The following is a 26747-nucleotide window of genomic DNA, read 5'->3' on the forward strand; positions in this document are numbered from 1 at the left end:
CTTCAAATTATGTGATTTTATTTGAATCCGCTTGTTAGCATATAAACAAAATACCCCTCAGCAAGAGCCAGAAATGGGGGTATCCTGCACGCATAGCGATAAACGCTTTTCCGGCCGGAACACGGTGCGCCAAGCGAATTTCACGCAAATACAGGCAGTTCAGCCCGCTGCCCTTGCTTCGTGAAGCAAACGCGCAAGCTCGCTGCGAAGTTCCGTCGCGTGATCAAGTTCCCGTGAGAATTCCAGGCGCTTCAGTTTGTCGCCGCTTGCAAGGTCGATCCCGGCGGCGTCGAGCCCCACAATGACCCAGTCGCCGTCCTTTTCCCCGCAAAAATGGCTGGCGTAGATGCCGGCCGCTTCGGCATGGTCGCTGTTCATGTGTTCCACGGCGCCGGTCTCCATGTCTGCAAGCGCGCCGCGGGCGGGAGAGCGAATCAGAAGGTCGTCCGCCGTCAGCACGAAGGCCTTGCCGAAGCCGCCGTTGAGATGGGCGCGCAGCGGCACGAGGCGGAAGAAGGCGAAATCGGGGAAATCGACATAGAGTTTCGCCTTGGGATGGCGACGGATGAAGCGTTCGCGCAGCGCCGCATGGGCGGCGCTGTCTTGGGCGACCTCCTCCGCCATGCAGAGAACCGTCAGACGGGGATGGGCGAGGGGATCGCCCTTGCCGGGCTCGCCCGCCAGGAGCGAGGCGCGGGGGTCGCGCCGGAGCGCCTGGGTGTGGACGGAAAGGGCCGAGACGAGGATGACGGGCGTGCCGTCGGTGTCGGTGCCTGTGAGCGTGCGGCTGGCGAAGGGCGCGCCGCTTTCCGGCTCGTTCACGGCGAGTGCGCAACTGCGGGCGGAGCGCAGGAGCGTGCGGGCAAGGCGGCGGGCGTCGTCGTCCGTCTCGCGCAGAACGCTCGGCTTGTCCTTCTCGGTCATGATCTCGCTCCCGTCCTTCCATGAAAAAAGCAGCGCCCGCGGGGGGCGCTGCTCTATCTAGTCCTTTCACGAAGGCCTGTCAGCCGCGCCGGCGGTGCCGCGTCAATCCGTTCACGATGTCCTGCGCGTTGATCGTGCCGACGACCGTGCCGTTGTCGACGACGCCGACATTGCCGGGCGTGCGGGCCATGGCATCGAGGATATCGACAAGCGGGGTCTGCGGCGTGGCGGTTGCCGTCACGCCGGCATCGCTGGAGGCGCCCTGCTGCATCACGTCGCCGGCCGTCAGCATGTTGATCGGGTTCATGTTCTGCACGAAGTCCGCGACATACTGGTTCGCCGGGTTCTTGACGATGTCCTGCGGTGTGCCGCACTGGATGATGCGCCCGCCTTCCATGATGGCAATGCGGTTGCCGATGCGGAAGGCCTCGTCGAGGTCGTGGCTGACGAAGAGGATGGTTTTCTTCAGCCGGCGCTGGAACTCCAGCAATTCGTCCTGAAGGCGCGTGCGGATCAGCGGGTCGAGTGCGGAGAAGGGCTCGTCCATGAGCAGGATCGGCGCGCCGGTGGCGAAGGCGCGGGCCAGTCCGACGCGCTGCTGCATGCCGCCCGACAGCTCGTTGACCTTGCGGCCCGCCCATTTGGCGAGGTTGACGAGTTCAAGCTGCTCGGCGACGCGCGCCTTGCGCTCCCGATCCGGCACGCCGGCAAGCTCGAGGCCGAAGCCGACATTGTCCGCGACCGTGCGCCAGGGCAAGAGCGCGAACTGCTGGAACACCATCGAGACGGTGTGCATGCGGAAATCGCGCAGCGCCTTCGGGGTTGCGGTGTAGGGGTTCACCGCGCCATTACCGGCCTTCACCTGCACATCGCCGCGCACCACGGGCGCAAGCCCGTTGACGGCGCGCAGCAGCGTCGACTTGCCGGAGCCGGAAAGGCCCATCAGCACCAGGATCTCGCCCTCGGTGATCGACAGCGTGGCATCCGCCACGCCGAGCACCAGGCCGGTCTCCGCGCCGATCTCGTCGCGGGTCTTGCCCGCATCGACCATGGCGAGCGCCTTCTGCGGGCTATCGCCGAAGATGATGGAAACGTTCTTGAAGACGACGGAATCGGTCATTTGGCGTCTCCATCATCGGCGGCGCGGAAGAGACGGTCGAGGATGATCGCAAGGATCACGATGCACAGGCCCGCCTCGAAGCCCATGGAGATGTTCACGGTGTTGAGTGCGCGCACCACGGGAACGCCGAGCCCCTTGGCGCCGACGAGCGCGGCGATGACCACCATCGACAGCGACAGCATGATGGTCTGGGTAAGACCGGCCATGATCTGCGGCGTGGCATAAGGCAGCTCCACCTTGCGCAGCACCTGGCCCGGCGTTGCGCCGAAGGCCTGGGCGGCCTCCACCAGTGAGGGCGGCGTCGAGATGATGCCGAGGCGGGTGAGGCGGATCGGCGCCGGGATCGCGAAGATCACGGTGGCGATGAGGCCCGGCACCATGCCGAGGCCGAAGAGGATCAGCGCCGGGATGAGGTAGACGAAGGTCGGGATCGTCTGCATGAGGTCGAGGATCGGCCGGAGGATCGAATAGAACCACGGCCGCCGCGCCGCCGCGATGCCGAGCGGCACGCCGACCACCATGCTGACGCCGGTTGCCGCCAGAACGAGCGCCAGCGTCTCCGTCGTCTCCTTCCAGTAGCCCTGGTTCACGATGAGAAGCAGACCAAGGAAGGTGAAGGCGGCGACGCCGATCGAACGGCGGAACCACCAGCTGAGACCTGTCACGAGTGCGATGAGGAACAGCGCATAACCGAACTTGCCGCCGGCGCTGGAGAACGGCCCCTGCAACAGGAAGAGCACCGCATCGATGCCGGCTTGCAGGAAGACTTTCAGGAAGTCGAACAGTCCCTTGCCATTCGTCGTCAGCCAGCTGACGGCATCCTTGGCGATCGGGCCGATCGGAATTTTTGAGACGGTGAGCCAATCCACGGCAGTAAGCCTTCGTCTTGAGGTTGACGATGCGCAGCCGGAACGCCTGCGCAATCCGCAACGCAAAACCGCTCGCGCGCCTTTACGGGAATCGCAGTATCCGGAGGCAAGAAGGGCGGGAAAGTTTCCTTCCCGCCCTATTCTGGTCCGTTAGAGACCGAGTGCCGTTTTTGCGGCCGGCAGAGCCTCGCCGCTGCCGTCCTTGGTCGTCACGCCGGCAAGCCACGGCTCGATGGCGGCCGGGTTGGCCTTCAGCCACTCGGTGGCGGCCGTTTCCGGATCCTGTCCGTCGTTCAGGATCTTGCCCATGATCTGGTTTTCCATTTCCAGCGAGAACTTGAGGTTCTGCAGGAATTTGCCGACATTCGGGCATTCGGCGACGTAGCCCTTGCGCACGTTGGTGTAGACCGTCGCGCCGCCGAAGTTCGGGCCGAAGATGTCGTCGCCGCCGGTGAGGTAGGTCAGCTTGAAGTTGGCGTTCATCGGGTGCGGTTCCCAGCCGAGGAAGACGACCGGTGTGCCTTCCTGCTCGGCGCGGGCGACTTCCGCCAGCATGCCCTGTTCGGAGGATTCGACGACTTCGAAGCCGGTCAGCTCGAACTTGTTGGCCGAGACCATGTCGATGATCAGGCGGTTGCCGTCATTGCCCGGCTCGATGCCGTAGATCTTCGAGCCCAGCGCATCCTTCTGCTTGGCGATGTCGGCGAAATCCTTGATGCCGAGTTCGGCGCCCTTGGCGTTGGTCGCGAGCGTGTACTTCGCGCCCTCCAGGTTCTCGCGCACGGTCTCGACCGTGCCGTTCTCGCGGAACGGCTTGATGTCGGCTTCCTGGGTCGGCATCCAGTTGCCGAGGAAGACGTCGATGTCCTTGTTGCTGAGCGAGGTATAGGTGACGGGAACGGAAAGGACCGTTACTTCCGTCTCGTAGCCGAGACCCTTCAGGATGACGCTTGCGGTTGCGGTCGTGGCGGTGACGTCCGTCCAGCCCACGTCCGAGAAACGAACCTTGCCACAGCTTTCGGCTTCGGCGGCCGAGACATTGGCGGCGCCAAGCGCGAGGACGGAGACCGCTGCGGCAAGAAGGGTCTTGAATGGTGATGCAGACTTCATTTTATTGCTCCCCTTATAACTGGTGGTTTAGCCAATCATCAAAACGACATGCTTTCAAGCACCTTGGCGTAGCTGGAAGCCCCTGAAAGGTCCAATAAATTTCGGGCCTGTTCGCAATTTTGCACATGGATGTCGCAGAAGGCGGGCCGCGCGGTTTTCTGTGGTTTTCCGGCCTTTTCGACTGGAAAATCGTGCCCTGCCGGGTCATGAGGCAAGGACGGAGAAAATCATGGCCAAGCTCTATTTCAGTTACGCGACGATGAACGCGGGCAAGTCGACGCTGCTCCTGCAGGCGTCCTACAACTACCGCGAACGCGGCATGCGCACGGCGATCCTGATCGCCTCCTTCGACGACCGCGCCGGCCAGGGGCGGATCTCCTCGCGCATCGGCCTGACCTCGGAAGCCATCGCCTTCGACCATGCCGACGACCTCTACAAACATGTCGAGGACCTGAACGGCGATGGCGGGGGCGAGATCGCCTGCGTCTTCGTCGACGAGGCGCAGTTCCTCTCCGAAGAGCAGGTCTGGCAGCTTGCCCGCGTCGCCGACCGGCTGCACATACCCGTCATGGCCTATGGTCTGCGCACCGATTTCCAGGGCAAGCTTTTCCCCGGTTCGCAGGCGCTGCTCGCCATCGCCGACGAGTTGCGCGAGGTGCGCACCATCTGCCATTGCGGACGCAAGGCGACGATGGTCGTCCGGCTCGGCGCCGACGGCAAGGTGGCCCGGGAAGGCGCACAGGTGGAAATCGGCGGCAATGACAAGTACGTTTCCTATTGCCGCCGCCACTGGGACGACATCATGAACGCCGATTGACGGCGAAAGGGGCGGTGAGGGGATAAACGATGAAGCATCTTTCTGCCCTGACGGCCGCCTTCCTCTGTCTTGCCGCCCCCGCGTCTGCGGAGGGCGATGCGGTTGCGGGGAAGATGGTCTTCAAGAAATGTGCGCCCTGCCATTCCGTCGAACCGGTCAACCGCGTCGGGCCAACGCTCGCCGGTATCGTCGGGCGGCCGGTCGCCTCCGTTGCGGACTATGAATATTCTGCAAGGATGCGAGCCTTCGCCGAGGGCGGCAGGGTGTGGAACGAGGCCTTGATCGCCGAATATCTGCTGTCGCCTAAGGCGATGGTGCCGGGCACCCGCATGACCTTCGCAGGCCTCAAGAAGATCGAGGACATTGCCAATCTCATCGCCTATCTGAAGGCACCGGCAGGCTACTAGGCGCGTGCCGAAATTTTTCGGCACCGGTCTTGCGGGCCGTCTGCGCTGTCCCACATGTTGTTCGGTAAAAGCGGCGGGCAGGTTCCTATCTGCCTGAATTCGTATAGTGTTGCCGCGATGGAATAAATCGGGCGGCGCAGACGTCTGCCGTGGAGAGTTTCAAGGGGACAAGCATGGCCACACTTCAGAACTTCGATGCGGAAATCGAGAAGACCCGCAGCGTCGTCAACCAGATGCGCAGCAAGATGGAGCAGTCGAGTGCCGTGCTTGACCAGTTCGCTAAGGCGGATACCAAGCTCGGCGACGTCAATTTCGATATCGAGAACGCCCGCATTTCCGATGTCATCAACCAGCAGAAGGTGATGGAGGGCAATATCGCCGATCTCATCATCGGGCTGGAGGATGCGACGAACATCTTCGGCACCGAATTCGAGAGCATGAAGAGCTATACGGGCTACGAAAAGTTCATCGGCATCTTCTCCAAGCAGAAGATGCAGCGCATGCGCACCGACCGTGTCCGCAACATGTCGCTCGCCGGCAACCTGCAGGAACTGCTCTCCAAGTCCGACACGATCGTCGGCATCCTCAAGGAGCAGAAGTCGATCCTCGACCAGCGCTACAAGACCTCTGAGGCGAGCCTCGTGCAGGTGATCGAGCGGCGCAAGGGAACGATGGTGAACCTTGAGGCGACCCAGAAGCGCATCGAGGAGCTGAACCCGATGCTGATGGACCTCGAAAACCGTATTGCCGCCTCGACCGACCAGAAGAGCCGCACGGACCTCGAGGGCGAACGCTCGGCGCTCGCGACCGAGTACAACATGATGCAGGCGAAGGAGCAGGAGCTGCTCGCCGAAAGCCAGACGCTGGAGCGCTACACCTCGATGTTCCAGACCTTCGTCGATTCGCTCAACAACCAGATCGCCGCGCAGAACACGCTGATCAACAAGCTGACCATCGATACCGAGCAGCGCATCGTGCTCTATAAGGCGCTGGAAGATTCGTTGAAGACGGCCGCCCAGCAGGATGTGGCGCACAAGATCAACACGCTCGGTTCGCAGGTCGATACCGCAGCGGAAGAGACCATGGCCGGCATCGGCTCGGCCGCCCAGCGCCATATCGGCGACCTTCTCGAAATGCACGAGAAGAACATGCTGTCGACCCAGGACATCCAGCGCCGCAAGAAGCTCGCCGACGATGCTTTCGCGCGGCGCTTCCAGGCCGTGATGGACAAGCACAACACCGCCAATTACGTGAAGCAGTGATGGTTGCAGGCATGCCATTGCCCCTCACCCTAACCCTCTCCCCGCAAGCGGGGAGAGGGAACTTGCCCCATGAACGGCTGTTGGCTGGGGAAAGGCGTGCGGCATATCTCCTTCGCCCCGTTTACGGGGAGAAGGTGGCCGGCAGGCCGGATGAGGGGCGACTGCGGACCGCCCGCGAGGATGCTGCGCCATGAACGCTTCTGCCGACAGCGCCGTCGCGCAATATTTCTCCACCATCCGCGCCGCCCTTGGCGGGCTGGAAATCTTCCTTGCCGACCGCAACTCGCCACTCTACCGCAACTCCGTGGTGGGCGAGATCGTCGTGCCCTATCTTGCCAGGCTGAAGGCCTCCTTCGCCTGCTGGGAAAACCGCATCGGCTTCGTCCAGCAGTTTCGCGTGTCGCGCGCCGAGAGCGGCTTTCCGGTGTTTCAGAATGTGCTGGAGTTGGAAAACGACCGGCAGAGCGCGGAAAAACGGCTTGCTGCGATCCCGAACGCCGACCAGCTGCGCGGCGAGATGGCGGATTTCATCCTGCGCCAGAAGGCCTTTCCGAGCGACCTCCAGGCACGCATGGCCGAACGGCTCTATCTGGAGCAGATCGGCAAGGGCGACATCTTCTCGCCCTTCGTGCTGCCGGAAACGATCCGCGTGGCGGTCAATCCAAAGACCATGCGACCCTACTATGTCGTGTGCTGGGGCGCTTTCGACGGCACGGCGACATTGCCGATGGTCTATATGGCGACCATCGAGGATTCGGGCGAAAACGTTATCAACATGCTGGTGACGAAAGACGGCAAGCTCAATCCTGATGTGGACATTCCGCTGCCGGTCGGCGGCCTGCTCAATCCCGAGCTTGCCAGCCGCTTCGACGATTTTGCGCTGAAGAACAGTGCTTACTCGCTGACGCCGGCGACCATCGCCACCAATCTCGACAAGGATTTCCCGACGCTGCACCCCAAGCAGTTGCGCCGCATCGTGCTCGGGCCGTTCTATTCGGCCGGAATCACCGAGAACAACGAACGGGTCAACGAGATCCTTTCCAAGGTGAGGAAGCCGGAAAATGCCTGGCTTTTGACCTGGACGGTGCAGGAGGTCTTTTCCAAGGCCGAGCGGCCGGCGCAAAAGGGGTTCTGGAGTTCCACTCCGGCGCAGGAGGAGTTCCACATCGAGACCAACGATCTCGAGGCCGCCCGCATGGGTGTCAGCGCCTACGAGAAACACGCGCTGGTGCCGCACGATGCCTATCAGGCGCTCTATGCCGCCGGCGAGACCGCCGGCATTTTCGGCGCTTACAAGGTGCACGTGATCTCGGGCAACCAGGTGATCAGCGAAGGCTAGGCTCTCCTCTCGCCTCGCCGGCCTTGTTGAACACCGGCTGCAAACGGCTCCGCGGAGCCTAAAATCTCTCGGTGGCTCTTCGTCGCCGAATTTTCGGAAGGACTGAGACCGATGAGCCTCAATGCCGGACTGACGACGATCCACGAAGACGATATCGCCAAGCACCAGGCGACGGCGCAGAGCCTTGTCACAAAGCTCGTCATCCTCGAAAGCGAAGACGGCAAGAGCGGCACGGCGCTCGCCGGCACCGGCCGGCGTTTCGTCTCCACCGTCTCGACCGCCGGCACAAGACGCACGCGTGAGGTGGAACTCGCAAAAACCATCCAGTCCGTGCACGCGGCCGATCCGCTTTTGACGCCGCAGCAGCATGCCGTGCTCTTCCGCTCCCGGCGCGGGCTGCAAGTGGCCCTGGCGGTGGCGGACGCCTTTTCCCGCCAGACCAATCTGGAGGGCCTGCAGGCGCGCAACCTCGCTTCGCCGCTGGCGGGCGACGAGGCCAACCAGTTCAAGGCGCTGCTCTCTGCCTCCGCCTATATCGCCGCCTTCACCTTCGCCGCGTATCTCGGCGCGACGCTGCCGGGCGAGGGGGAGCCGGTTGAGGACGGCGGCGAGCCGGATTATCTCTTCGATACGCCGCAGGATGCCTTGAAAAGCATGGTCGCCGGTCTTGACGGCACGCTTGCCGGAGCGCCTGACGATGCGGCGCTCATCAGCCGTGCCCGCGCCTTTTCGCGCGTTGCCATCGAGGGGCTGATCGGGCGTCGCGCGCGCTTCACCGGCCTTGCCGGCTTCGAGAATGCCCATATCCGCATCGAGCAGGACGATTTCACGCTTTCCGGTTTCGACGTTGCGCCCGGACAGAAGCGCAAGCCGCTCACGATGACCTTCAAGAAACCGGAGGAGATCATCGGCAACCACATCGCCAAATACCAGGCGATGAAGCTTGCCAAGATGCTGGTCGCCTATGATTTCGAGCGCCAGCTCAACCCTTTCGTCGAACTCGGCGGCTTCCTCTTCACTTTCATTGGCGACGGCATGCCGGGCACCGGCAAGACGATCCTCATCCAGATGCTCGCCGGCCTCGTCAACGGCTACTGCCAGACCGCCGGCTATGCCTTCCACTACGAGAATTTCGGCGTCGACCAGATCTCGTCCTACCAGGGAAAATCCGGCCAGAACTGCAAGGAATTCGTCAACAACGTCATTAATCCCAAGGCGATCGGGTTCGGCACGATCGATGATGTCGACCAGGTGGCTGCGAAACGGTCCGACGACCGCGCCTCCGCCGGCCAGCACGAAGTCACCGCCGTTTTGATGGAGAGCTTTGCCGGCGCCTCGACCGTGGTGCGCGGCAACTGCACCTTCGGCATGTTCTCCAACTATCCGGAAAATGTCGATGACGCGCTCCGCCAGCGCGCCGGCGCGCGGTGGCTTGTCGACGGGCCGCAGACCGAGGACGACTATATCGACATCTTTGCCATGCTGGTCGGCAAGAACCATGCGATCCCGCTCGGCGGGCACACGCTTTTCGAGGGGCAGGAGATCAAGCGCGCCGTCTCCACCTCCTATGGGCAGCATGCCAAACCGCAGGAAGACGGCCTGCTTGCCGTCTGGGAGATGCACGAGAAGGAGCACGGCGCGATCAAGACGCTCGCCGATATCGGCGCCTATCTGCACCGCATCAAGATTGCCGAACCGCGTTTTACCGGCCGCGCCATCAAGAACATCACCGATGCCATCAAGATGCGCGCCATGGACGTGGAGCTGCCGGACGACTGGTTCGCGACGGCCGGCGCTTTCATGCACAAGGGCTACGACGAGAAGAAGGCGATGATCGAGGAGCTGCGCGGGCCGATCACCATGGAGATGGTGCTCCAGGAGATCAACCGCTACGCCGACAGCGAATTCCGCTACACCGACAAATCCGACCACGCTGCCGTTTCGGACATCATCCGCCGCGAACGCCAGCGTGAAAAGGCGATCCACGAGATCGAGACGATGAAGGCGGAGGGGCGGTGGTGATCGCGGGAGTGCCCCTCATCCGGCCTGCCGGCCACCTTCTCCCCGCAAGCGGGGAGAAGGGATTTGCGGTAATGGGTTCCCCCGATCAACAGCCTTTTACGGAGTATGTTCCCTCTCCCCGCTTGCGGGGAGAGGGTTAGGGTGAGGGGCAAATGCGCGGCGCAAACGAGCGAAAGACCGTCAAGGCCCGCCGACTGCGCCAAGTCGACAATGATGCAGAGGCATTGCTTTGGTCCGACTTGCGTGGCCGTCGTCTGAACGGTCTCAAGTTTGTGCGGCAATTCGCGATCGGGCCATACTATGCTGACTTTGCGTGCCGGGAGAAAATGCTGGTGGTCGAGGTTGACGGGAGCCAGCATGTCGGTAGTGAGTATGACCAGAAACGAAATGAATTCATGCGCATAAATGGCTGGTCAGTTGCCCGCTTCTGGAACGTTGATGTAATAGGAGAGCGCGAGGCTGTGTTGGAAACGATTTTGGCAGCGTGTGAAGGGCGTCTTTCCGAGCGCGTATCGGCAGCGGACTTTACATATCTGCCTGCAGCGGAGCGCCCATGAAACGCCTCCTCGAAGCCGAATTGATCTATGGCCGGCTGCTGCCGGTCGATGAGCCGCATCTCGTCGAGCGCTACAACAAGGCGCTCGACGGGTTCGGCATCAAGCGCACCGCTCTGACCAGCTTCCGCATCGACATGACCGGGTTTTCGCCTGAAATCGCCGACGAACTCGGTGATCGGGACTACCTCGATCCGAACCGCGTCAACCGCCGCTTCGTCATCATGACGCCGGAGCAGGTGAACCTGCCGGTGGTGCATACGAGCTTTTCCAACACCGCCGCCCTGATGCACGAGTTCTTCTCGGCCAATGCGCGGGCGATCAACGCCATCACCATCCGCGATGCGCTCTATGGCGAGATCGAGGATTCCGTTTCCGTCGTCAACGACATCGACGACCTGCTGTCGATCAACGAGGTGCGCTTCAAGGTGCTCTCTGCCGAGGACATGCTGGGCAAGGCGGCGGAGCTGCGCGGGCTGGTCGATCGGCTGAAGACCGTACCGAATGCCTGGTCGGATGACACCATGCTCAACCGCATGGTGGAGCTTGCCAAGCAGACCGGCGACATCCGCCAGAACGCGCTGGTGCCGGACCAGCTCGTCTTCCGCCACGAAGCCTATTGGGCGAACCATTTCGGCGGCGTTTATGTCTTCCTCGATGACAAGACGACGACCGTCATCTGCGATCCCTCCGTGCCCGGCTTCCGCCGCTCGCGGCCCTGGCAGGTGAGCTATATCGCGCTCGACGATCACAAGCGCATCTTCGACTTCCTGGCTTCCACCAAACGGCTGGAGCTGCCGCGCGCCTCGTGGGTGGAGCCGTCCGGCCTTTTCCAGCATCGTGCGGAGATGACGGTCGTCGGCCTCGTCAACCGGGGCGATCCGACCGCCGATCTCGAAAAGGCCGACCGCATCTGGCTGCAGACCTGGATGCACCGCAACGCCGAGCTCGTGGCGCGCGACGGGACCTACCCCTTCCTGCAGGAGGCGATCCGTACCGTCGCGTCGACGGGCGAGATCAAGATCAACGAGGTATCGCCGGAGCGGCGCTTCATGCTGGTGCGCGCCGCACCGGCGCACCCGGACCAGTGGCTGGTCAACCGCCTGATTTCGCAGATGGTTCCCTACGACTTCGTCTCCCGCTTCGTCTTCGACAAGCAGGGATTCTACGCCGCCTACGAACAATACAGCGAAAAGTTCCGCGCCTATGTTGTGACGACGTTGACGCGGACCTATCTGCAGGACAAGGCTGCCTTCCGCAGGAAACTATTCGGTATCAAAGAGGACGACGCCCATGCTTGACCCGATCGTCGCGTTTTTCCAACGCATCTTCGCGGCCATCGGTCGGGGCATCGGCCTCGTGATCGCCTGGATCCTCTGGCCGTTCATGACGGTGACGAACTGGTATCGGGCACGCGGCTGGATCATCAAGGGGCCGATCGGCATCGGCCTTCTCGTGCTCATCGGCTTCTACGGCTATTTCATCTGGCAGACCCAGATGTGGAGCGGCTTCAACCCCGACTACGTCAACAGCTACAACCTTGCCCAGCGCAAGCAGGATGCCGGTACGGCCGCCTCGGGCGCCCAGGCGACAACGCCGGCAACGGGCGAGGTTGCCGAGCCGGAGCCGAAGACCTGCGTGCGCTCGGCGATCGTCGATGTCACGGCCGATCTCATCGACTACAATGTCGACCAGAATGCCTGGATCTCCTCCATGCTGCTCTACAAGCTTGGGCTCTTCGGCCTCGACTGGGACAAGACGCCCTGGTTCGACAACAAGGCCTCGTTCCAGCGCGGCATCAACCAGGCGGTCCGCCGCACGGCGGTGGAGCTCGTCGATTCGCTCGGCCGCGTGCGCGGCACCTCGGGCATCAATGCCGATCTCCAGCGCGCCCGCGGCAATATCCAGTTCGATGAGGAAACCTGGTATTTCGGCTCGGATTCGCTGCTGCCGAAGACCCCGACGCCGAACTACTATCGCACGGCCATGGCGGACCTGCGCAAGTTCAACGCCTCGCTCGAAGCCTGTGACGCGATCTTCGACGGCCGCTCGGACAACCTGATCGAATTCCTCGACCGCATCGCCAACGATATCGGCTCGACTTCGGCCATCATTCGCGAGCGGTCGGAGTTCCACAATGGCGGCTGGTTCGATACGCGTGCCGACGACCGTTTCTGGTTCGCCTATGGCCAGCTCTACGGTTACTACGGCATCCTCGCCGCTGCCGGTGCGGATTTCGACGCCGTCATCAAGGCACGCGGCATCGAGCCGCTCTGGGTGGAGAGCATCAAGCAGCTGCGGTCCGCGCTGAACATCCAGCCGGCAATCATTTCGAACGGCCGCGAAGACGGGTGGATCATGCCGACGCATCTAGCCACGATGGGCTTCTACATTCTGCGCGTGCGCTCAAATCTCGTCGAAATGCGCGATGTGCTGGCGCGATAAATAAGACAGAGCTTTTAAAGTGGCGCGCGTCGGATAACGCGCGCCGCTTTCGTTTCAGGCGCAAATTTATCTCCGTGTGTCGCTTCTGGTCTAGCGGGCGGCAAAACCCGGTGTGGCATCACCACGGGCTTCACGGTGAAATGGCGCGCCAGACAAGGAAGGAAGCGCCGCCTTCGGGGGAGGAGCCCGGTTGCGGTAGCAGTGCCGAAAGGGAGCGACACCGCATGGCCGACGTGAAATCCGATATCGAAATAGCCCGCGCCGCAAAGAAGAGGCCGATCCTGGAGATCGGCGAAAAGCTCGGCATTCCCGCCGAGCATCTGTTGCCCTATGGCCATGACAAGGCGAAGATCAGCGCCGAGCTCATTGCCGGGCAGAAGGGCAAGAAGAACGGCAAGCTGATCCTCGTCACCGCGATCAATCCCACGCCGGCCGGCGAGGGCAAGACGACGACGACGGTCGGCCTCGGCGACGGCCTCAACCGTATCGGCAAAAAGGCGATCACCTGTATCCGCGAGGCCTCACTCGGGCCGTGCTTCGGTGTGAAGGGCGGAGCGGCTGGCGGCGGTTACGCGCAGGTCGTGCCGATGGAGGATATGAACCTTCACTTCACCGGTGACTTCCACGCCATCACCTCGGCACACAACCTGCTTTCCGCGCTCATTGACAACCACATCTACTGGGGCAACGAGCAGAACATCGACATCCGCCGCATCGCCTGGCGGCGTGTCATGGACATGAACGACCGGGCGCTGCGCCACATCGTCGCCTCGCTCGGCGGGGTCGCCAACGGTTATCCGCGCGAGACGGGTTTCGACATCACGGTTGCCTCGGAGGTCATGGCGATCCTCTGCCTTGCGACGGACCTGAAGGATCTCGAAAAACGTCTGGGCAGCATCATCGTCGGCTATCGCCGAGACAAGTCGCCGGTCTTTGCCCGGGATATCAAGGCGGACGGCGCGATGACGGTGCTGCTGAAGGATGCCATGCAGCCGAACCTCGTGCAGACGCTGGAGAACAATCCGGCCTTCGTGCATGGCGGCCCCTTCGCCAACATCGCGCACGGCTGCAATTCGGTTGTCGCAACCACGACGGCGCTGAAACTCGCCGACTATGTGGTGACGGAAGCCGGTTTCGGCGCCGATCTCGGGGCGGAAAAATTCTTCGACATCAAGTGCCGCAAGGCCGGGCTGAAGCCGGACGCGGCGGTGATCGTCGCCACCGTGCGCGCCATGAAGATGAACGGGGGCGTGAAGAAGGACGATCTTGGCCGGGAAAACATCGATGCGGTGAAAAAGGGCTGCGCGAATCTCGGCCGTCATGTGCAGAACGTCAAGAAGTTCGGCGTGCCCGTTGTCGTCGCCATCAACCATTTCATCTCGGACACGGATGCGGAAATCCAGGCGGTGAAGGACTATGTCGCGACGCTCGGCGCGGAGGCGATCCTCTGCCGGCACTGGGCGCTCGGCTCGGCCGGCATCGAGAACCTTGCGCGCAAGGTGGTGGAGCTGGCCGAATCCGGATTGTCGCAGTTCTCGCCGCTCTATCCCGACGAGATGCCGCTGTTCCAGAAGATCGAGACCATCGCCAAGGACATCTACCATGCCGGCGAGGTGATCGCGGACAAGTCGGTGCGCGACCAGTTGCGTATCTGGGAGGAGCAGGGCTACGGCAACCTGCCGGTCTGCATGGCCAAGACGCAATATTCCTTCTCGACCGACCCGAACCTGCGTGGCGCGCCCTCGGGCCATACGGTGCCGGTGCGCGAAGTACGCCTTTCGGCCGGTGCCGGTTTCGTCGTCGTCATCACCGGCGAGATCATGACCATGCCGGGCCTGCCGAAGGTGCCGTCGTCGGAAAAGATCTTCCTCAACGAGGAAGGTTTTATCGAGGGGCTGTTCTGAGGCGGGCGTGTTGGCGCTCTCGCAGACCTCTGTTCCGTCATGGTCGGGCTTGACCCGATCATGACGGAACACCCGCTGCATGGATCCTCGGGTCAAGCCCGAGGATGACGGAGGGGAGAACCGGATATCTGAAGGTCCAGAAGGTCTTACGCCCGCCCAAGATAGTCCAGCTTGCCCACTGCGACGCCATTGTGGCGCAGGATCGCGTAGGCGGTCGTCAGATGGAAGTAGAAGTTCGGCAGGGCGAAGGTGAGGAGATAGTCCCTGCCGGAGGAGCTCAGCTCTCCGCCGCGTGTCTTTACCACGACGGTGCGGTCCTCTGCGCCTTCGAAGGCGGCTTCCGGCACGCTTGCGAGATAGGCCGTGGTCTTCTCGATGCGGGCGCGCAGATCAGCCATTGTGGTTTCGTCATCGGCAAAGCTCGGTGCCGCCGTGCCGGTCAGGCGCGCGGCGGCGCCCTTTGCGGTGTCGCTCATGCGCTGGATCTGGCCGGCAAGTGAAAGCATGTCCGGTGCTAGGCGGGCATTGACCAGAATTTCCGGTTTGATCTTCTTGTCTTCAGCGAAGGCCACGGCCTTGTCGAGCAGCTTGGCGAGCACGGTAAAGCCACGCTGGAAGGCCGGGATGGAGAGATCGTAGGGGGTGATGGACATGGCGGGAACCTTGTTGGGCAGAAAGGACGAAAGGCCGGAAGGCCCCGCCTGAAATAGGGCTGCCATCCGGGCTTTTCAGGAGCCGGCTGAAATATAATCCTCCTACCAGCAATAGCGGTAGCCGCCGCGCCGGTCCTTCACGTCGAGATGCAGGTGGTTCTGGTGCGCCGCGTCGCTGCCGGGGTCGAGCACCGTGGTGAAGTAGAGGCAGGCTGCCTCCGTGATGGTGCGCTGGAACGCGCCTTCGAGGGTCGGCTCCTTGTCCGCCGGGCGGATCGTGACGGTCTTGCCGCTTTTCAGCGTAAAGCCGGCAATGTCCACGGCGTTGCCGAAGGCGTGTTCGGAGATCTTGCCGTCCTCGGCGTTGTTGCGGTTGCGGCAGACATAAGCCGAGGCCTGGGAGAGCATGGTGACGGTTTCGCCGGGCATGGCGGCTTCGAGGGACGGTTTCACCGATCCTTCCATCCAGCGGGCGAGCTGTAGCGCAGTCTCGCAGCGGATCGTCGCTGCGGGCTCGACCTTGATGCCGCCCGGCAGGGTCTCGAGCAGGACGGGCCTGTCGATGCCGCAGGTCTTGCCGTCGTTGACGGCGGGCGCCGCCTTGAAACCGGCCCCGACGGTCTTCAGTGCCGCCAGGCAGGCGGCTTCCTCTGTGTCGTCCTCCCGCGGGCGCTCCTTTGCCTTCTCCGTATCGTCTTCCGCCTTGCGCTCGGCTTCTGCCGAACCCTTTCCGGAGCCTTCTTCGGATTTCTGTTCCGGTCTTGCTATGGGCAGGGGGCCGTCCTTCGGCAGGTCGGCGGCGCCGGCCAGAATGAGGAGGGCGGCGAGCATGGCTGGTCGGTGGAGCGTGACGATGGTTCCGTCTCCCGGCTGACAAGATCAGCGGGGAAACGCCGGAAACCGGATTTGGTTGCCGGCGGAGCGGTCAGATGCCCGCGCCGTTTGTGATTTCCATCAGCGGACGGGACTGGGCGGTATAGTCGCCGATGATCGTGCGCACCCGCTGAATGAGGTGAACGCTGTCGCCGCCGTCATTGTCTTCGATGAGGTCGAGGAAAAGGCCGACCAGGGTGTGGGCCTCGTCGGCATTGCGCGGTTCGTACCGGTAGAGGGTGTCGAAGGCACGGGCGATCCTGCCGTCCAGCCTTGTGAACTCCGGTGTTTCATAGTCCGCGATCGTTTCCGCGAGCAGGATCTGCATTTCGCGGAACTGTTCCACCATGATGGAGACCATGGGTTCTTGCCTTGATGTCGATGGTTTATCGTGCGCCATTAGCATATGCTCACGGAAGGGGCAAACCTCCAGGCATGGCGAATTCTCGCCATATTGACGGATTGTTTCGCCGCCCTGGTCCGATGCGCAGCAAGTGCGATGCCGGGTGATGCGAGGGCGCAACATCCGGAATACCGTGTCGCGCGGGCTGCAATCGGCCTTGCGTGCGCCTGCACTTCACGCTAACACTCCGCTCATGGAAAAGATGATCAACATCGCTGGTTGGTGGTGGGCTCGCTGAGGCGGCCTTGACCAGTCATGCGTGATTGAGACGACAAGCCGCCCGGAACCTTCGAGGCGGCTTTTTCTTTTTGGGCCGCCGTCACGGGACCGGGCCTGAAACGGAGTTGGGGAATGGCCACGAAAATTCTGGAAGATGGTGCCGAAGCCTACGAGACGAGGGGCGGGGTCACCGTCACACGTCGTCGCCGCGCCGCCGACTATGCTCATGCGATTTCCGCCTATGTCGACAAGCTCGACGAACGGCGCGGCGCGGTTTTCTCGTCGAACTACGAATATCCCGGTCGCTATACCCGCTGGGACACCGCCGTCGTCGATCCGCCGCTCGGCATCTCCTCCTTCGGCCGTGCGGTCTGGATCGAGGCCTACAACGCCCGCGGTGCCATACTGCTCGCCTTCATCGCCGACCGTCTGGCGGAGGTGCCGGAACTGGCGCTCGGCGCCCGTACGGAAAACCGTCTCGATCTCGAGGTGAAGCTGCCCGACCGGGTCTTCACCGAGGAAGAGCGTTCCAAGATGCCGACGGTCTTCACCGTGCTGCGCGCCGTCACCGATCTCTTCCATTCGGACCAGGACGCGAGCCTCGGCCTTTACGGCGCCTTCGGCTACGATCTCGCCTTCCAGTTCGATGCAATCGACCTGAAGCTCAAGCGGCCGGACGACCAGCGCGACATGGTGCTCTTCCTGCCCGACGAGATCCTCGTCGTCGACCACTACGCCGCCAAGGCCTGGATCGACCGCTATGATTTTTCCAAGGACGGCACTTCGACGGAAGGCAAGGGCGAGGCGATCGCACCCGAGCCATTCCAGACCGTTGACGTGATCCCGCCGCATGGTGATCATCGCCCCGGCGAATATGCTGAGCTCGTCGTCAAGGCGAAGGAAAGTTTTCGGCGCGGCGACCTCTTCGAAGTGGTTCCGGGCCAGAAATTCTTCGAGCGCTGCGAAAGCAAGCCGTCGGAAATTTCCCGCCGGCTCAAGGCGATCAACCCGTCGCCCTATTCCTTCTTCATCAATCTCGGCAACCAGGAATATCTCGTCGGCGCCTCGCCGGAAATGTTCGTGCGCGTGTCCGGCCGCCGCATCGAGACCTGCCCGATCTCGGGCACGATCAAGCGCGGCGACGATCCGATTGCCGATTCGGAACAGATCCTGAAACTGCTCAATTCCAAAAAGGACGAATCCGAACTGACCATGTGCTCGGACGTCGACCGCAACGACAAGAGCCGCGTCTGCGAGCCGGGTTCGGTCAAGGTCATCGGCCGTCGGCAGATCGAGATGTATTCGCGCCTCATCCACACGGTCGACCATATCGAGGGGCGCCTGCGCGACGACATGGATGCCTTCGACGGCTTCCTCTCGCATGCCTGGGCCGTCACGGTCACGGGAGCGCCGAAACTCTGGGCGATGCGCTTCATCGAGGCGCATGAGAAGAGCCCGCGGGCGTGGTATGGTGGGGCGATCGGTATGGTCGGCTTCAACGGTGACATGAACACGGGCCTGACGCTGCGCACCATCCGCATCAAGGATGGCATCGCGGAGGTGCGTGCCGGTGCCACGCTGCTCTACGATTCCAACCCCGAGGAAGAAGAAGCCGAAACCGAACTGAAGGCCTCCGCCATGATCTCCGCCATCCGCGACGCCAGGTCCGGCAATTCCGCAAAAGTCCAGCGTGACGTTGCGGCCGTCGGCGCTGGGGTCAATATCCTGCTCGTCGACCACGAGGACAGTTTCGTCCACACGCTCGCCAACTACTTCCGCCAGACGGGTGCGACGGTGACGACCGTGCGCACGCCGGTTCCCGAGGAGGTGTTCGATCGCATCAAGCCCGATCTCGTCGTGCTTTCGCCTGGACCGGGCACGCCGAAGGATTTCGACTGCAAGGCGACGATCAAGAAGGCGCGGGCGCGCAACCTGCCGATCTTCGGGGTCTGCCTCGGCCTGCAGGCGCTTGCCGAGGCCTATGGCGGTGAACTGCGCCAGCTCGCCATCCCCATGCACGGCAAGCCGTCGCGCATCCGCGTGCTGGAGCCGGGCGTTGTCTTCTCCGGTCTCGGCCGCGAGGTGACGGTCGGCCGCTACCATTCGATCTTCGCCGATCCGGCCACGCTGCCGCGTGATTTCATCATCACGGCGGAAAGCGAGGACGGCACGATCATGGGTATCGAGCATGTCAGCGAGCCGGTGGCGGCGGTGCAGTTCCACCCGGAATCGATCATGACGCTCGGCCAGGATGCCGGTATGCGCATGATCGAGAACGTGGTGGCGCACCTTTCGAAAAAAGCGAAGGTAAAAGCCGCCTGAGGCTTTGACAAAACGGCCGAACTGGCCGATATCGACCCCAAGAGAAAACCGCGTGCACGACCCCGTGCGCGCGGTTTTGCGTTGATGGACCAGGCTTTTTGCAACTCGGTTGCATGCGCATGGAGAGTGGCATGGAAAATTCTGACAGGGTCAAGCGGCTGGCGCTCTGGGGCATCCCGCTTTCGCTTTTCGTCATGGGGCTGAAGCTCGTCGCCTGGTGGGTGACGGGGTCCGTGGCGCTCCTGTCGGACGGGCTGGAATCGAGCGTCAATGTGGTGGCGGCCATCGTCGCTTTCGCCGCGATCACCTATGCGGCGAAACCGGCGGACAAGACGCATCCCTTCGGCCACCACAAGGCGGAGTATCTGTCGGCGGTCCTGGAGGGCGTGCTGATCGTCGTGGCGGCGTTGCTGATCGTTGCCGAGGCGTTGCCGGCGGTGCTTGCACCCACACAGATGGAGGCGCCGGCGCTGGGCCTTGCCATCAACTTCCTTGCGGGCGTCATCAATGTGATCTGGGCCTACACGCTCATCCGTGCAGGGAAACGCTATCGCTCGCCGGCCCTGTCGGCGGACGGACAGCACATCCTCTCCGACGTCGTGACTTCGATCGGGGTGCTCGTTGGCCTCGTTCTCGCCATCGCCACCGGCTATGCGGTGCTGGATCCGCTGCTGGCCGTGCTTGTGGCGCTGAACATCCTTTACCAGGGCTGGAAGGTCATCGCCCATTCGGTCGATGGCCTGATGGACCATGCGGTGGAGCCGGAGGAAGCGGAGGCCATCCAGGCGGCGATTGCCGCGCACGGCGCGGGCTCGCTCGGCGTGCATGACCTGAAGACGCGCAGGGCAGGGGCGGCGACCTTCGTCGATTTTCACCTCGTCGTGCCGGCGCGGATGCCCGTCGGCGAGGCGCACGACATCTGCGACCGGCTGGAGGATGCCATCCGCGCCGTGCAGCCGGGCGCGCAGATCGCCATCCATGTCGAGCCGGAGACGGAAAAGGCGCATGGGATCAGAGTGAAGATCGAAGAGGTTCACAATGAGCAAGACTGACGTATTGGGACTGTCGCAGCTCGGCCAGCCGGTTGATCTGCCGTCCAACCCGGACACCGCCGTTCTGGAAAAGGTGCCGAGCAGCCACGCCGGCACGGATTTTGTGGTGCGTTTCACCGCGCCGGAATTCACCTCGCTCTGCCCGATGACCGGCCAGCCGGATTTCGCGCATATCGTCATCGACTACATACCGGATGGCTGGCTGGTCGAATCGAAGTCGCTGAAGCTCTATTTGCATTCCTTCCGCAACCATGGTGCCTTCCACGAGGACTGCACCATCGACATCGCCAAGCGCCTCGTCGGCCTGCTGGAGCCGAAATGGCTGCGTATCGGCGCCTACTGGTATCCGCGCGGCGGCATTCCGATCGATGTGTTCTGGCAGACGGGCGACGCGCCGAAGGGTGTGTGGATCCCGGATCAGGGCGTCCAGCCCTATCGCGGCCGGGGGTGAAGGGGGCAGCGGTTTGTCCCGCCGCCCGTCAGGCATCAGCCGAAGGCGAGAACCAGGCCGGTGAGCGCCGTAATGGCCCCGAGGATGCGGGCCGCGATGGCGCCACCCGAAAGGCGCGCGATGCCGAGGCCGAAACCGATGCCGGCAATGTGGAGCAGCGCGGTCGCGACGACGAAGCCGACGCCGAATTCGAAGGCGCCGGCGCTGCCGAGCTCGCCGCCATGGGCATGGCCGTGGAAGAGCGCGAAGGTGGCGACGATCGCGGCCGAGGCCGCCGTGTCGAGTTTCACCGCCATGGCCACGAGCAGGCCGAGGGCGACGACCGAGGCAAGGATCGCCGGCTCGACGAAGGGCAGATCGATACCTGCCAGTGCAAGGCCGAAGCCGACCGCCATCGTTGTAACGAAGGCCGCCGGCACGCCCCAGAGCGCCTTGCCGCCGATCTGTGCCGCCCAGAGGCCGACGGCGACCATGACGAGGATATGGTCGAGGCCGAAGAGCGGATGCGAGAAGCCAGCCATGAAGGAGCCGTGCTCTTCCGGATTGAGATGAGCGAAGGCCGGTACGGCCGTGACGGCGAGCGCGGCCAGCGCCAGCGGGATGCGTCTGATCATGGTGTCCCCTGTTCCGCCGGTCTGGGGAATGACCGGCGCCTGTGTCGGTAAGGCAAGGATCGTAGGAGCAGTGCCGGCGCCGGGTCCATACGCAAAGTGCGCACCTTGCCGGGCGTATTTACCCTGTTTTCCGGTGGTGCGGTGAGGCTCTATCGCCACCTATTGGTTTTGTTGCATTGTCTTGGCCAGTGAGTCGCATTATCTGACAGCGACAGGACTATTGACGAGCAATCCGGAGACTTTGGATGAGCGACGAAGACGACAAGAAGACGGAACTGCCCCTGGGCAAGGAAACGGAGGCGAACCTTTTCAAGTCGCGTTCGATCTTCATCTATGGGCCGATCAACCAGGAACTGGCGCAGAAGGTCTGCTCGCAGCTCGTGGCGCTTGCCGCCGCCAGCGACGAAGACATCCGCATCTATGTGAATTCGCCGGGCGGTCACGTCGAATCGGGCGATTCGATCCATGACATGATCAAGTTCATCAAGCCGAAGGTCTGGATGATCGGCACGGGCTGGGTCGCTTCCGCCGGTGCACTGATCTATGTCGCCGCACCGAAGGAACAGCGCCTTTGCCTGCCGAACACCCGCTTCCTCCTGCACCAACCGTCGGGCGGCACCCGCGGCATGGCGTCTGACATCGAGATCCAGGCGCGCGAGATCATCAAGATGAACGAGCGCCTCAACAAGATCTTCGCCGAAGCGACCGGCCAGCCGATCGAGAAGATCGCCAAGGACACGGACCGCGACTACTGGCTCTCGGCCGAAGAAGCCAAGGGTTATGGCCTCGTCTCGCGCATCGTGACGTCGCAGGCGGATATCTGATCCGCCCTTGCCCCTCATCCCCCTGCCGGGACCTTCTCCCCGCAAGCGGGGAGAAGGGGCAGAACGGAGAGCCCATCGCTCTTCTCCCCGCTTGCGGGGAGAGGATGCCGGCAGGCAGGTGAGGGGCGTTTCGGCAAAAATCCTGCGCCCCGCTTGCCCTTTCGTCTCTCCCCCGCTATAAGCCGCCTCATGTTGAAGACCAGCGCACAGATCATCGAACGGGTTTCTCGCGGCAGCGCAGCTGTCCGTGAGCGTTCGCGCGGCTTCTCCTCGCTTCTTCTTCTCGGCCTTACGCGCGGTTGCCGGGTTCGCTGAGGAGCGCCCGGCGGCCGAAAAGCCCGTCCGGCAATAGCTCCTCGTTTCACCCCCAATGCATGAATTCCGCTGCATTCGCCGTCGCCAAGCCCGTGTGCTTGCGCTAAGACGTTCTCGCGAATGCCGGGACGACGAAGAGACGAAGACGATGATTTTGAAGACCCATTCCCCCAAGCAGGGCATGCCCGAGGCCGTAACCAAGTATCAGGCCTACCCGACGATCAACATTGCGGACCGCACCTGGCCCGGCAAGACCATTACCGAGGCACCGATCTGGTGTTCGGTGGACCTGCGCGACGGGAACCAGTCGCTGGTCAACCCGATGGGCCACGACCGCAAGGCCCGCATGTTCCAGCTGCTGCTGGATATGGGTTTCAAGGAAATCGAGATCGGTTTCCCCTCCGCTTCGCAGACCGATTTCGACTTCGCCCGCTGGTGTGTCGAAGAGGGCAACGTGCCGCAGGACGTCTCCCTCCAGGTGCTGGTGCAGTGCCGCCCGGAGCTGATCACCCGCACCTTTGAAGCCCTGGAAGGCGCCCACAAGCCGATCATCCATTTCTACAATTCGACGAGTGAATTGCAGCGCCGCGTCGTGTTCGCCAAGGACGTTCCCGGCATCAAGCAGATCGCCACCGATGCCGCCAAGATGATCACCGACATGGCCGCCAAGGCCGGCGGCGGCTACCGTTTCGAATATTCCCCGGAGAGTTTTACCGGCACCGAGCTGGAAGTGGCGCTGGAGATCTGCAACGCGGTCGTGGAGATCGTCAAGCCGACGGCGGACAACAAGCTGATCCTCAACCTGCCGTCCACGGTCGAGATGGCGACGCCGAACATCTATGCCGACCAGATCGAATGGATGTGCCGCAACATCGACAACCGCGAGAACGTCATCATCTCGCTGCACCCGCACAACGACCGCGGCACCGGCATCGCCGCGACCGAACTGGCGCTGATGGCCGGCGCCGACCGCGTCGAAGGCACGCTGTTCGGCAATGGCGAGCGCACGGGCAATGTCGACGTCGTCACGCTGGCCTTGAACATGTACACGCAGGGCGTCGATCCCAAGCTCGACTGCTCCGACATCGAGCGCATCAAGGCCGTCTACGAATATTCCAACGAGATGGCCATTCCCGAGCGCCATCCCTATGTCGGCGAACTGGTCTATACGGCCTTCTCTGGCTCGCACCAGGACGCCATCAACAAGGGCATGAAGGCCATCAAGAAGGCCAACAAGCCGATCTGGGAAGTGCCCTATCTGCCGATCGACCCGCAGGACGTCGGCCGCTCCTACGAGGCGATCATCCGCATCAACTCGCAGTCCGGCAAGGGTGGCATCGCCTACATCCTGCAGGAAGACTACGGCATCAACCTGCCGCGCAACCTGCAGGTGGAGTTCCGCGAGGAGATTCAGCGCATTACCGACGAAGAGGGCGTGGAGTTGCCGTCGAAGCGCATCCACGAGAGCTTCATGCAGCGCTATGTCACGCAGCCGGGCACGCGCCTGCGCTTCGTCGATCACCACACCTATCCCGATGATGCCGGCCAGAAGGGCACGCGCATCGTTGCCGCCGAGATCACCGATGGCGGCGAGACGAAGCGCATCGAAGGCAAGGGCACCGGCCCGATCGACGGGTTCATCAATGCCCTCTCGATCTATCTGGGCATCCCGATGTCGGTGGCCGACTATTCCGAGCACTCGCTCCAGCACGGCTCGAACGCGGCGGCCATCGCCTATGTCGAGGTCGAGCATCCCGGCGGCAAGCTGTTCGGCGTCGGCATCAACACGAACATCGTGACGGCCTCGCTCGAAGCCATCGTCTCGGCCGCCAACCGCGTGCTCGCCGTTCGCGGCTAAGCGTTGGCAATTCTGGAACGGAAAAAGCCCGACAGCGACGCTGTCGGGCTTTTTCGATGCCGGAAAACCGTGGGTGCACCCGCTGCGGGAATGCTCAGATCGTCGAGGAAACCGCTTCGGCGATGCGCTCCAGCGCCGGATCGGCCGAGGGGCCGACCACGACATAGGACGCGCTGCCTTTCTGCCAGGAGACGAGGCCGATATCGTTGCGCATGCTTTCGGTGAGGGCTGTGACGGTTTCGACCGGGTCGCTCTGGACGAAACAGATGGCGAAGACCTCGTTCTGGGCATTGCGATAGAGCAGCTGTGCGGCCGGCTTGCCGCCGGCGACCAGCAGGCGCGCGCCTTCGAAGGTCAGGTTCTGGTCGGAAAGGTCAGGCAGCTTGAAGGGCACGCCCGTGCTGGCGGACAGCCATTCGACGATATGTTCCTTGTCGCTCGCCGGCACCTCCACGAGATGGCGTGTCTGGCGGGCGTAGATGCGGTGATAGTCGGCGATATCGTCCAGCCAGGTGCGGGCGGGGGCGAACTGGGTAGAGGCAAGCTCAGACGTACCGTCCTGCCGTTCGCCGACGAGATAACCGGCAGCGCCGCCGGCGAGGAACAGCACGAGCGAGGCGGCAAGCGCCTTTGGCCAGACGGCGGACGGGCGGCGCGGCGCGGCCACGGCGACGGGGATGGCGGCAAAGCCCGCCTTCGGCGGCTCTTCGTCCTTTTTGCCCGCCTCCTTGATGTTGCGCACCAGATCGAGCGGAATGGGCTCCTGCAGCAGCTTGTCGAAGGCGCGCGCGCCGAAATCGCTGCCGAGCTTCAACTTCTCGAAGACAATGCGCGCGTCGTCGTCCTCGGCGAGGATCGCGTTGATCTCGTCCATTTCCGCTTCCGGCAGCTGGCCATCGAGATAGGCCGACAAGCGTACTTCGAGCGGAAGACCCTGTGTGCTCTCCACCATCAGGCCCTCCTTTCCATCTGTTCCGAGATCATGGCCGCAAGCCGGATGCGGGCCGCCGAAAGCCGGCTCATCACGGTGCCGATCGGTATGCCCAGAATATCCGCCGCCTCCCGATAGCTGTGACCTTCGACATTGACGAGGAGAAAGACACTCGAGAGACCTTCCGGCATGGTCATGATCAACTTGTGCAACTGCTTGGCATAGACCGCCTTGTCGGCTGACGCTTCGATATGCAGGCTATCCTGCTCGGCGACATCTACCGTGCCGGACCCTGTGCGGACCTTTCGCTTGCGGATCTCGTCCACCCAGAGATTGCGCGTCATGGCATAAACCCAGCTTTCCAGCCGGCCTTCCCCGTTCCATAGATGGCTCCGCGTGATGGCCCGCTCGCATGCCTCCTGCACGAGGTCGTCGGCATCGCTGCCGTTGCGCGTCAGCGTCATCGCAAAACGGCGCAACTTCGGCAGCAAATTGACCAATTCTCGCCGGAACTCATTCGATTCTGCCGTCGGACGCATTGCTTTTCCAAGGAAACGTTCGGGATCAAAACTCTATTCGCTGCCGGGCGGGCAGCGACCGTCTGATATGAAACATTCTTCCTAGGGTCTGCAAGCATGAACGGCAACCCGGAGCGCAGTTTCCCGCGTTCCCTCAACGATTGATCCCTTGTCGGCCGGCGCCGTGCCGTTTCCGGACGGCGCCGCCGGCATTCTGTCAGTAAGTGGTGCGCTCGCCGCCGAGCGACTGGAGCAGCGCGCGATAGGCCCAGGTGTTCTCGCCGCCGCGATCGCGGATTTCGACGAGCTGGACACGGGCGCCTTCGATATCGCCCTGCTCGATCAGCGCCTGGCCCATATAGGAGCGGGCGAGGATATAGTTCTCGTCCTTCTGCAGCGCCCGCTTGTAATAGGCCATGCCTCGCGCCATGTCGCCGAGCTTGCGGGTGTTGTAGCCCATGTAGTTGAGGATGCGCGGATCCTCCTGGTCGTAGGCGGCGCGCAGCGCCCGAAGCGCATTCTCATGCTGGCCGGCATAGGCGAATTCGCGTGCGGCCTCATAGAGCTTATCGTCGATCTTGCGTTCGGTCTTCTTCTGCTCCTCCGTCTTCGCCTTGTCCTCGGGCGTCGTGCCCTCGGCGGGCGTGCCTTCGGCCGGCTTCAGGTCCTCGGGCGCGACGCATTCCTTCTTTTCCTCGTTCCAGATCTTGCCGTCCGTGCAGGTCGTCGTCGTTTCGGTCGCGACCGGCGGGGTGGTGGTATCGGAATCGGCTGCGCGCGCGGCCGACAGCGCCGTCAGCGAAACGGCGGCGCAGAATGAAAGCAGCATGGTGTGGCGGAGCATGGTCATGGGTTCCCTCTCGTTCTTGTCGTCTGCCCGGCGCTGGCCGTTCGAGCGGCCGGCTCTTTCGGTGCTCTTGCGGGCCGACCGTTCTGAGAGG

25 protein-coding genes are annotated in these 26747 nt (G+C 62.9%); 14 read left to right on the top strand and 11 right to left on the bottom strand.

From position 1 onward, the window contains the following. Positions 1 to 159: 159 nt before the first annotated feature. From AKG11_RS12955 to AKG11_RS12970, 4 genes are all read right to left on the bottom strand, one after another. A complete protein-coding gene (locus tag AKG11_RS12955) occupies positions 160 to 924 on the bottom strand; it encodes a HugZ family pyridoxamine 5'-phosphate oxidase (RefSeq protein WP_050744164.1) in 765 nt (254 codons plus the stop codon). A 79-nt stretch (positions 925 to 1003) separates the two neighbouring features. Next, positions 1004 to 2044: a choline ABC transporter ATP-binding protein gene (choV, locus tag AKG11_RS12960; RefSeq protein ID WP_023515624.1), complete on the bottom strand. Its 1041-nt coding sequence runs from the start codon at positions 2042 to 2044 to the stop codon at positions 1004 to 1006. Further along, positions 2041 to 2913, bottom strand: a complete 873-nt coding sequence (gene choW, locus AKG11_RS12965; protein ID WP_023515623.1) for a choline ABC transporter permease subunit — start codon at positions 2911 to 2913, stop codon at positions 2041 to 2043. The genes choV and choW overlap by 4 nt, the downstream gene beginning before the upstream one ends. 150 nt (positions 2914 to 3063) lie before the next feature. Continuing rightward, positions 3064 to 4023 carry a choline ABC transporter substrate-binding protein gene (locus AKG11_RS12970; RefSeq protein WP_023515622.1) on the bottom strand — a complete coding sequence of 320 codons (960 nt, stop codon included), beginning with the start codon at positions 4021 to 4023 and terminating at the stop codon, positions 3064 to 3066. Positions 4024 to 4252: 229 nt separating this feature from the next. Here AKG11_RS12970 and AKG11_RS12975 point away from each other — a divergent pair, with 229 nt between their 5' ends. From AKG11_RS12975 to AKG11_RS13015, 9 genes are all read left to right on the top strand, one after another. After that, on the top strand, positions 4253 to 4840 hold the full coding sequence (locus tag AKG11_RS12975) for a thymidine kinase (RefSeq protein WP_023515621.1): 588 nt from the start codon (positions 4253 to 4255) through the stop codon (positions 4838 to 4840). Between the two features lie 29 nt (positions 4841 to 4869). Beyond that, a complete protein-coding gene (locus tag AKG11_RS12980; protein WP_050744165.1) occupies positions 4870 to 5247 on the top strand; it encodes a c-type cytochrome in 378 nt (125 codons plus the stop codon). 173 nt (positions 5248 to 5420) lie between these two features. Beyond that, entirely contained in the window at positions 5421 to 6509 is a 1089-nt protein-coding gene (locus AKG11_RS12985) for a hypothetical protein (protein WP_050744166.1), read from the top strand. Between the two features lie 190 nt (positions 6510 to 6699). Then, positions 6700 to 7848, top strand: coding sequence for a hypothetical protein (locus AKG11_RS12990; protein ID WP_023516034.1), 1149 nt, complete (start codon positions 6700 to 6702; stop codon positions 7846 to 7848). 111 nt (positions 7849 to 7959) lie between these two features. Next, on the top strand, positions 7960 to 9870 hold the full coding sequence (locus tag AKG11_RS12995; RefSeq protein ID WP_050744167.1) for an AAA family ATPase: 1911 nt from the start codon (positions 7960 to 7962) through the stop codon (positions 9868 to 9870). Positions 9871 to 10022: 152 nt separating this feature from the next. Beyond that, the gene (locus AKG11_RS13000) at positions 10023 to 10427 is read left to right on the top strand and encodes an endonuclease domain-containing protein (RefSeq protein ID WP_023516032.1); all 405 of its coding nucleotides are present in this window, start codon (positions 10023 to 10025) and stop codon (positions 10425 to 10427) included. Continuing rightward, positions 10424 to 11725: a DUF6638 family protein gene (locus AKG11_RS13005; RefSeq protein ID WP_024270163.1), complete on the top strand. Its 1302-nt coding sequence runs from the start codon at positions 10424 to 10426 to the stop codon at positions 11723 to 11725. Before AKG11_RS13000 ends, AKG11_RS13005 begins: the two co-directional genes overlap by 4 nt. After that, positions 11718 to 12869 (top strand): DUF2333 family protein, encoded by a 1152-nt coding sequence (locus AKG11_RS13010; protein WP_050744168.1) that lies wholly within the window; start codon positions 11718 to 11720, stop codon positions 12867 to 12869. The genes AKG11_RS13005 and AKG11_RS13010 overlap by 8 nt, the downstream gene beginning before the upstream one ends. A gap of 224 nt (positions 12870 to 13093) precedes the next feature. After that, entirely contained in the window at positions 13094 to 14773 is a 1680-nt protein-coding gene (locus AKG11_RS13015; protein WP_050744169.1) for a formate--tetrahydrofolate ligase, read from the top strand. A gap of 146 nt (positions 14774 to 14919) precedes the next feature. Here the strand turns inward: AKG11_RS13015 and AKG11_RS13020 are convergent, their stop codons facing one another. The 3 genes from AKG11_RS13020 to AKG11_RS13030 form a co-directional block, all read right to left on the bottom strand. After that, a complete protein-coding gene (locus tag AKG11_RS13020; RefSeq protein WP_050744231.1) occupies positions 14920 to 15426 on the bottom strand; it encodes a DUF1993 domain-containing protein in 507 nt (168 codons plus the stop codon). Positions 15427 to 15528: 102 nt separating this feature from the next. Further along, entirely contained in the window at positions 15529 to 16257 is a 729-nt protein-coding gene (locus AKG11_RS13025) for an extensin-like domain-containing protein (RefSeq protein WP_050744170.1), read from the bottom strand. 94 nt (positions 16258 to 16351) lie between these two features. Next, positions 16352 to 16660 (bottom strand): hypothetical protein, encoded by a 309-nt coding sequence (locus AKG11_RS13030; protein WP_024270162.1) that lies wholly within the window; start codon positions 16658 to 16660, stop codon positions 16352 to 16354. 393 nt (positions 16661 to 17053) lie between these two features. Here AKG11_RS13030 and AKG11_RS13035 point away from each other — a divergent pair, with 393 nt between their 5' ends. The 3 genes from AKG11_RS13035 to queF all read left to right on the top strand — a co-directional run bounded on the left by AKG11_RS13035 (position 17054) and on the right by queF (position 20746). Then, the gene (locus AKG11_RS13035; RefSeq protein ID WP_050744171.1) at positions 17054 to 19243 is read left to right on the top strand and encodes an anthranilate synthase; all 2190 of its coding nucleotides are present in this window, start codon (positions 17054 to 17056) and stop codon (positions 19241 to 19243) included. Between the two features lie 131 nt (positions 19244 to 19374). After that, positions 19375 to 20295: a cation diffusion facilitator family transporter gene (locus tag AKG11_RS13040; RefSeq protein WP_371260072.1), complete on the top strand. Its 921-nt coding sequence runs from the start codon at positions 19375 to 19377 to the stop codon at positions 20293 to 20295. Continuing rightward, positions 20282 to 20746, top strand: coding sequence for a preQ(1) synthase (gene queF / locus AKG11_RS13045; protein WP_050744173.1), 465 nt, complete (start codon positions 20282 to 20284; stop codon positions 20744 to 20746). The genes AKG11_RS13040 and queF overlap by 14 nt, the downstream gene beginning before the upstream one ends. Positions 20747 to 20781: 35 nt before the next feature. Here the strand turns inward: queF and AKG11_RS13050 are convergent, their stop codons facing one another. Beyond that, positions 20782 to 21360, bottom strand: coding sequence for a HupE/UreJ family protein (locus AKG11_RS13050; RefSeq protein WP_050744174.1), 579 nt, complete (start codon positions 21358 to 21360; stop codon positions 20782 to 20784). Positions 21361 to 21605: 245 nt separating this feature from the next. Here AKG11_RS13050 and AKG11_RS13055 point away from each other — a divergent pair, with 245 nt between their 5' ends. Beyond that, the gene (locus tag AKG11_RS13055) at positions 21606 to 22184 is read left to right on the top strand and encodes an ATP-dependent Clp protease proteolytic subunit (protein ID WP_024270161.1); all 579 of its coding nucleotides are present in this window, start codon (positions 21606 to 21608) and stop codon (positions 22182 to 22184) included. A gap of 463 nt (positions 22185 to 22647) precedes the next feature. After that, positions 22648 to 24357 (top strand): 2-isopropylmalate synthase, encoded by a 1710-nt coding sequence (leuA, locus tag AKG11_RS13060; protein WP_024270160.1) that lies wholly within the window; start codon positions 22648 to 22650, stop codon positions 24355 to 24357. Positions 24358 to 24451: 94 nt separating this feature from the next. Here leuA and AKG11_RS13065 read toward each other — a convergent pair whose 3' ends face one another. From AKG11_RS13065 to AKG11_RS13075, 3 genes are all read right to left on the bottom strand, one after another. Beyond that, positions 24452 to 25309, bottom strand: a complete 858-nt coding sequence (locus AKG11_RS13065; RefSeq protein WP_023517262.1) for an anti-sigma factor family protein — start codon at positions 25307 to 25309, stop codon at positions 24452 to 24454. Next, positions 25309 to 25827, bottom strand: coding sequence for an RNA polymerase sigma factor (locus AKG11_RS13070; RefSeq protein ID WP_024270476.1), 519 nt, complete (start codon positions 25825 to 25827; stop codon positions 25309 to 25311). Before AKG11_RS13070 ends, AKG11_RS13065 begins: the two co-directional genes overlap by 1 nt. A gap of 196 nt (positions 25828 to 26023) precedes the next feature. Next, positions 26024 to 26656 carry a tetratricopeptide repeat protein gene (locus AKG11_RS13075; RefSeq protein ID WP_024270475.1) on the bottom strand — a complete coding sequence of 211 codons (633 nt, stop codon included), beginning with the start codon at positions 26654 to 26656 and terminating at the stop codon, positions 26024 to 26026. Between the last annotated feature and the right edge of the window lie 91 nt (positions 26657 to 26747).

This window comes from Shinella sp. SUS2 (assembly GCF_001262505.1).
GTDB lineage: Bacteria > Pseudomonadota > Alphaproteobacteria > Rhizobiales > Rhizobiaceae > Shinella.

Coding starts and splice junctions, on each gene's coding strand:
- AKG11_RS12985 (WP_050744166.1), top strand. CDS start 5,421: ATGGCCACACTTCAGAACTTCGATGCGGAAATCGAGAAGACCCGCAGC.
- AKG11_RS12975 (WP_023515621.1), top strand. CDS start 4,253: ATGGCCAAGCTCTATTTCAGTTACGCGACGATGAACGCGGGCAAGTCG.
- AKG11_RS12995 (WP_050744167.1), top strand. CDS start 7,960: ATGAGCCTCAATGCCGGACTGACGACGATCCACGAAGACGATATCGCC.
- AKG11_RS13055 (WP_024270161.1), top strand. CDS start 21,606: ATGAGCGACGAAGACGACAAGAAGACGGAACTGCCCCTGGGCAAGGAA.
- AKG11_RS13015 (WP_050744169.1), top strand. CDS start 13,094: ATGGCCGACGTGAAATCCGATATCGAAATAGCCCGCGCCGCAAAGAAG.
- AKG11_RS13050 (WP_050744174.1), bottom strand. CDS start 21,360: ATGATCAGACGCATCCCGCTGGCGCTGGCCGCGCTCGCCGTCACGGCC.
- AKG11_RS13025 (WP_050744170.1), bottom strand. CDS start 16,257: ATGCTCGCCGCCCTCCTCATTCTGGCCGGCGCCGCCGACCTGCCGAAG.
- AKG11_RS13005 (WP_024270163.1), top strand. CDS start 10,424: ATGAAACGCCTCCTCGAAGCCGAATTGATCTATGGCCGGCTGCTGCCG.
- AKG11_RS13020 (WP_050744231.1), bottom strand. CDS start 15,426: ATGTCCATCACCCCCTACGATCTCTCCATCCCGGCCTTCCAGCGTGGC.
- queF (WP_050744173.1), top strand. CDS start 20,282: ATGAGCAAGACTGACGTATTGGGACTGTCGCAGCTCGGCCAGCCGGTT.
- AKG11_RS13035 (WP_050744171.1), top strand. CDS start 17,054: ATGGCCACGAAAATTCTGGAAGATGGTGCCGAAGCCTACGAGACGAGG.
- AKG11_RS13075 (WP_024270475.1), bottom strand. CDS start 26,656: ATGACCATGCTCCGCCACACCATGCTGCTTTCATTCTGCGCCGCCGTT.
- AKG11_RS12980 (WP_050744165.1), top strand. CDS start 4,870: ATGAAGCATCTTTCTGCCCTGACGGCCGCCTTCCTCTGTCTTGCCGCC.
- AKG11_RS12990 (WP_023516034.1), top strand. CDS start 6,700: ATGAACGCTTCTGCCGACAGCGCCGTCGCGCAATATTTCTCCACCATC.
- AKG11_RS13000 (WP_023516032.1), top strand. CDS start 10,023: ATGCGCGGCGCAAACGAGCGAAAGACCGTCAAGGCCCGCCGACTGCGC.
- AKG11_RS13070 (WP_024270476.1), bottom strand. CDS start 25,827: ATGCGTCCGACGGCAGAATCGAATGAGTTCCGGCGAGAATTGGTCAAT.
- AKG11_RS13065 (WP_023517262.1), bottom strand. CDS start 25,309: ATGGTGGAGAGCACACAGGGTCTTCCGCTCGAAGTACGCTTGTCGGCC.
- AKG11_RS13010 (WP_050744168.1), top strand. CDS start 11,718: ATGCTTGACCCGATCGTCGCGTTTTTCCAACGCATCTTCGCGGCCATC.
- AKG11_RS12970 (WP_023515622.1), bottom strand. CDS start 4,023: ATGAAGTCTGCATCACCATTCAAGACCCTTCTTGCCGCAGCGGTCTCC.
- AKG11_RS12955 (WP_050744164.1), bottom strand. CDS start 924: ATGACCGAGAAGGACAAGCCGAGCGTTCTGCGCGAGACGGACGACGAC.
- choV (WP_023515624.1), bottom strand. CDS start 2,044: ATGACCGATTCCGTCGTCTTCAAGAACGTTTCCATCATCTTCGGCGAT.
- leuA (WP_024270160.1), top strand. CDS start 22,648: ATGATTTTGAAGACCCATTCCCCCAAGCAGGGCATGCCCGAGGCCGTA.
- AKG11_RS13030 (WP_024270162.1), bottom strand. CDS start 16,660: ATGGTCTCCATCATGGTGGAACAGTTCCGCGAAATGCAGATCCTGCTC.
- AKG11_RS13040 (WP_371260072.1), top strand. CDS start 19,375: ATGGAAAATTCTGACAGGGTCAAGCGGCTGGCGCTCTGGGGCATCCCG.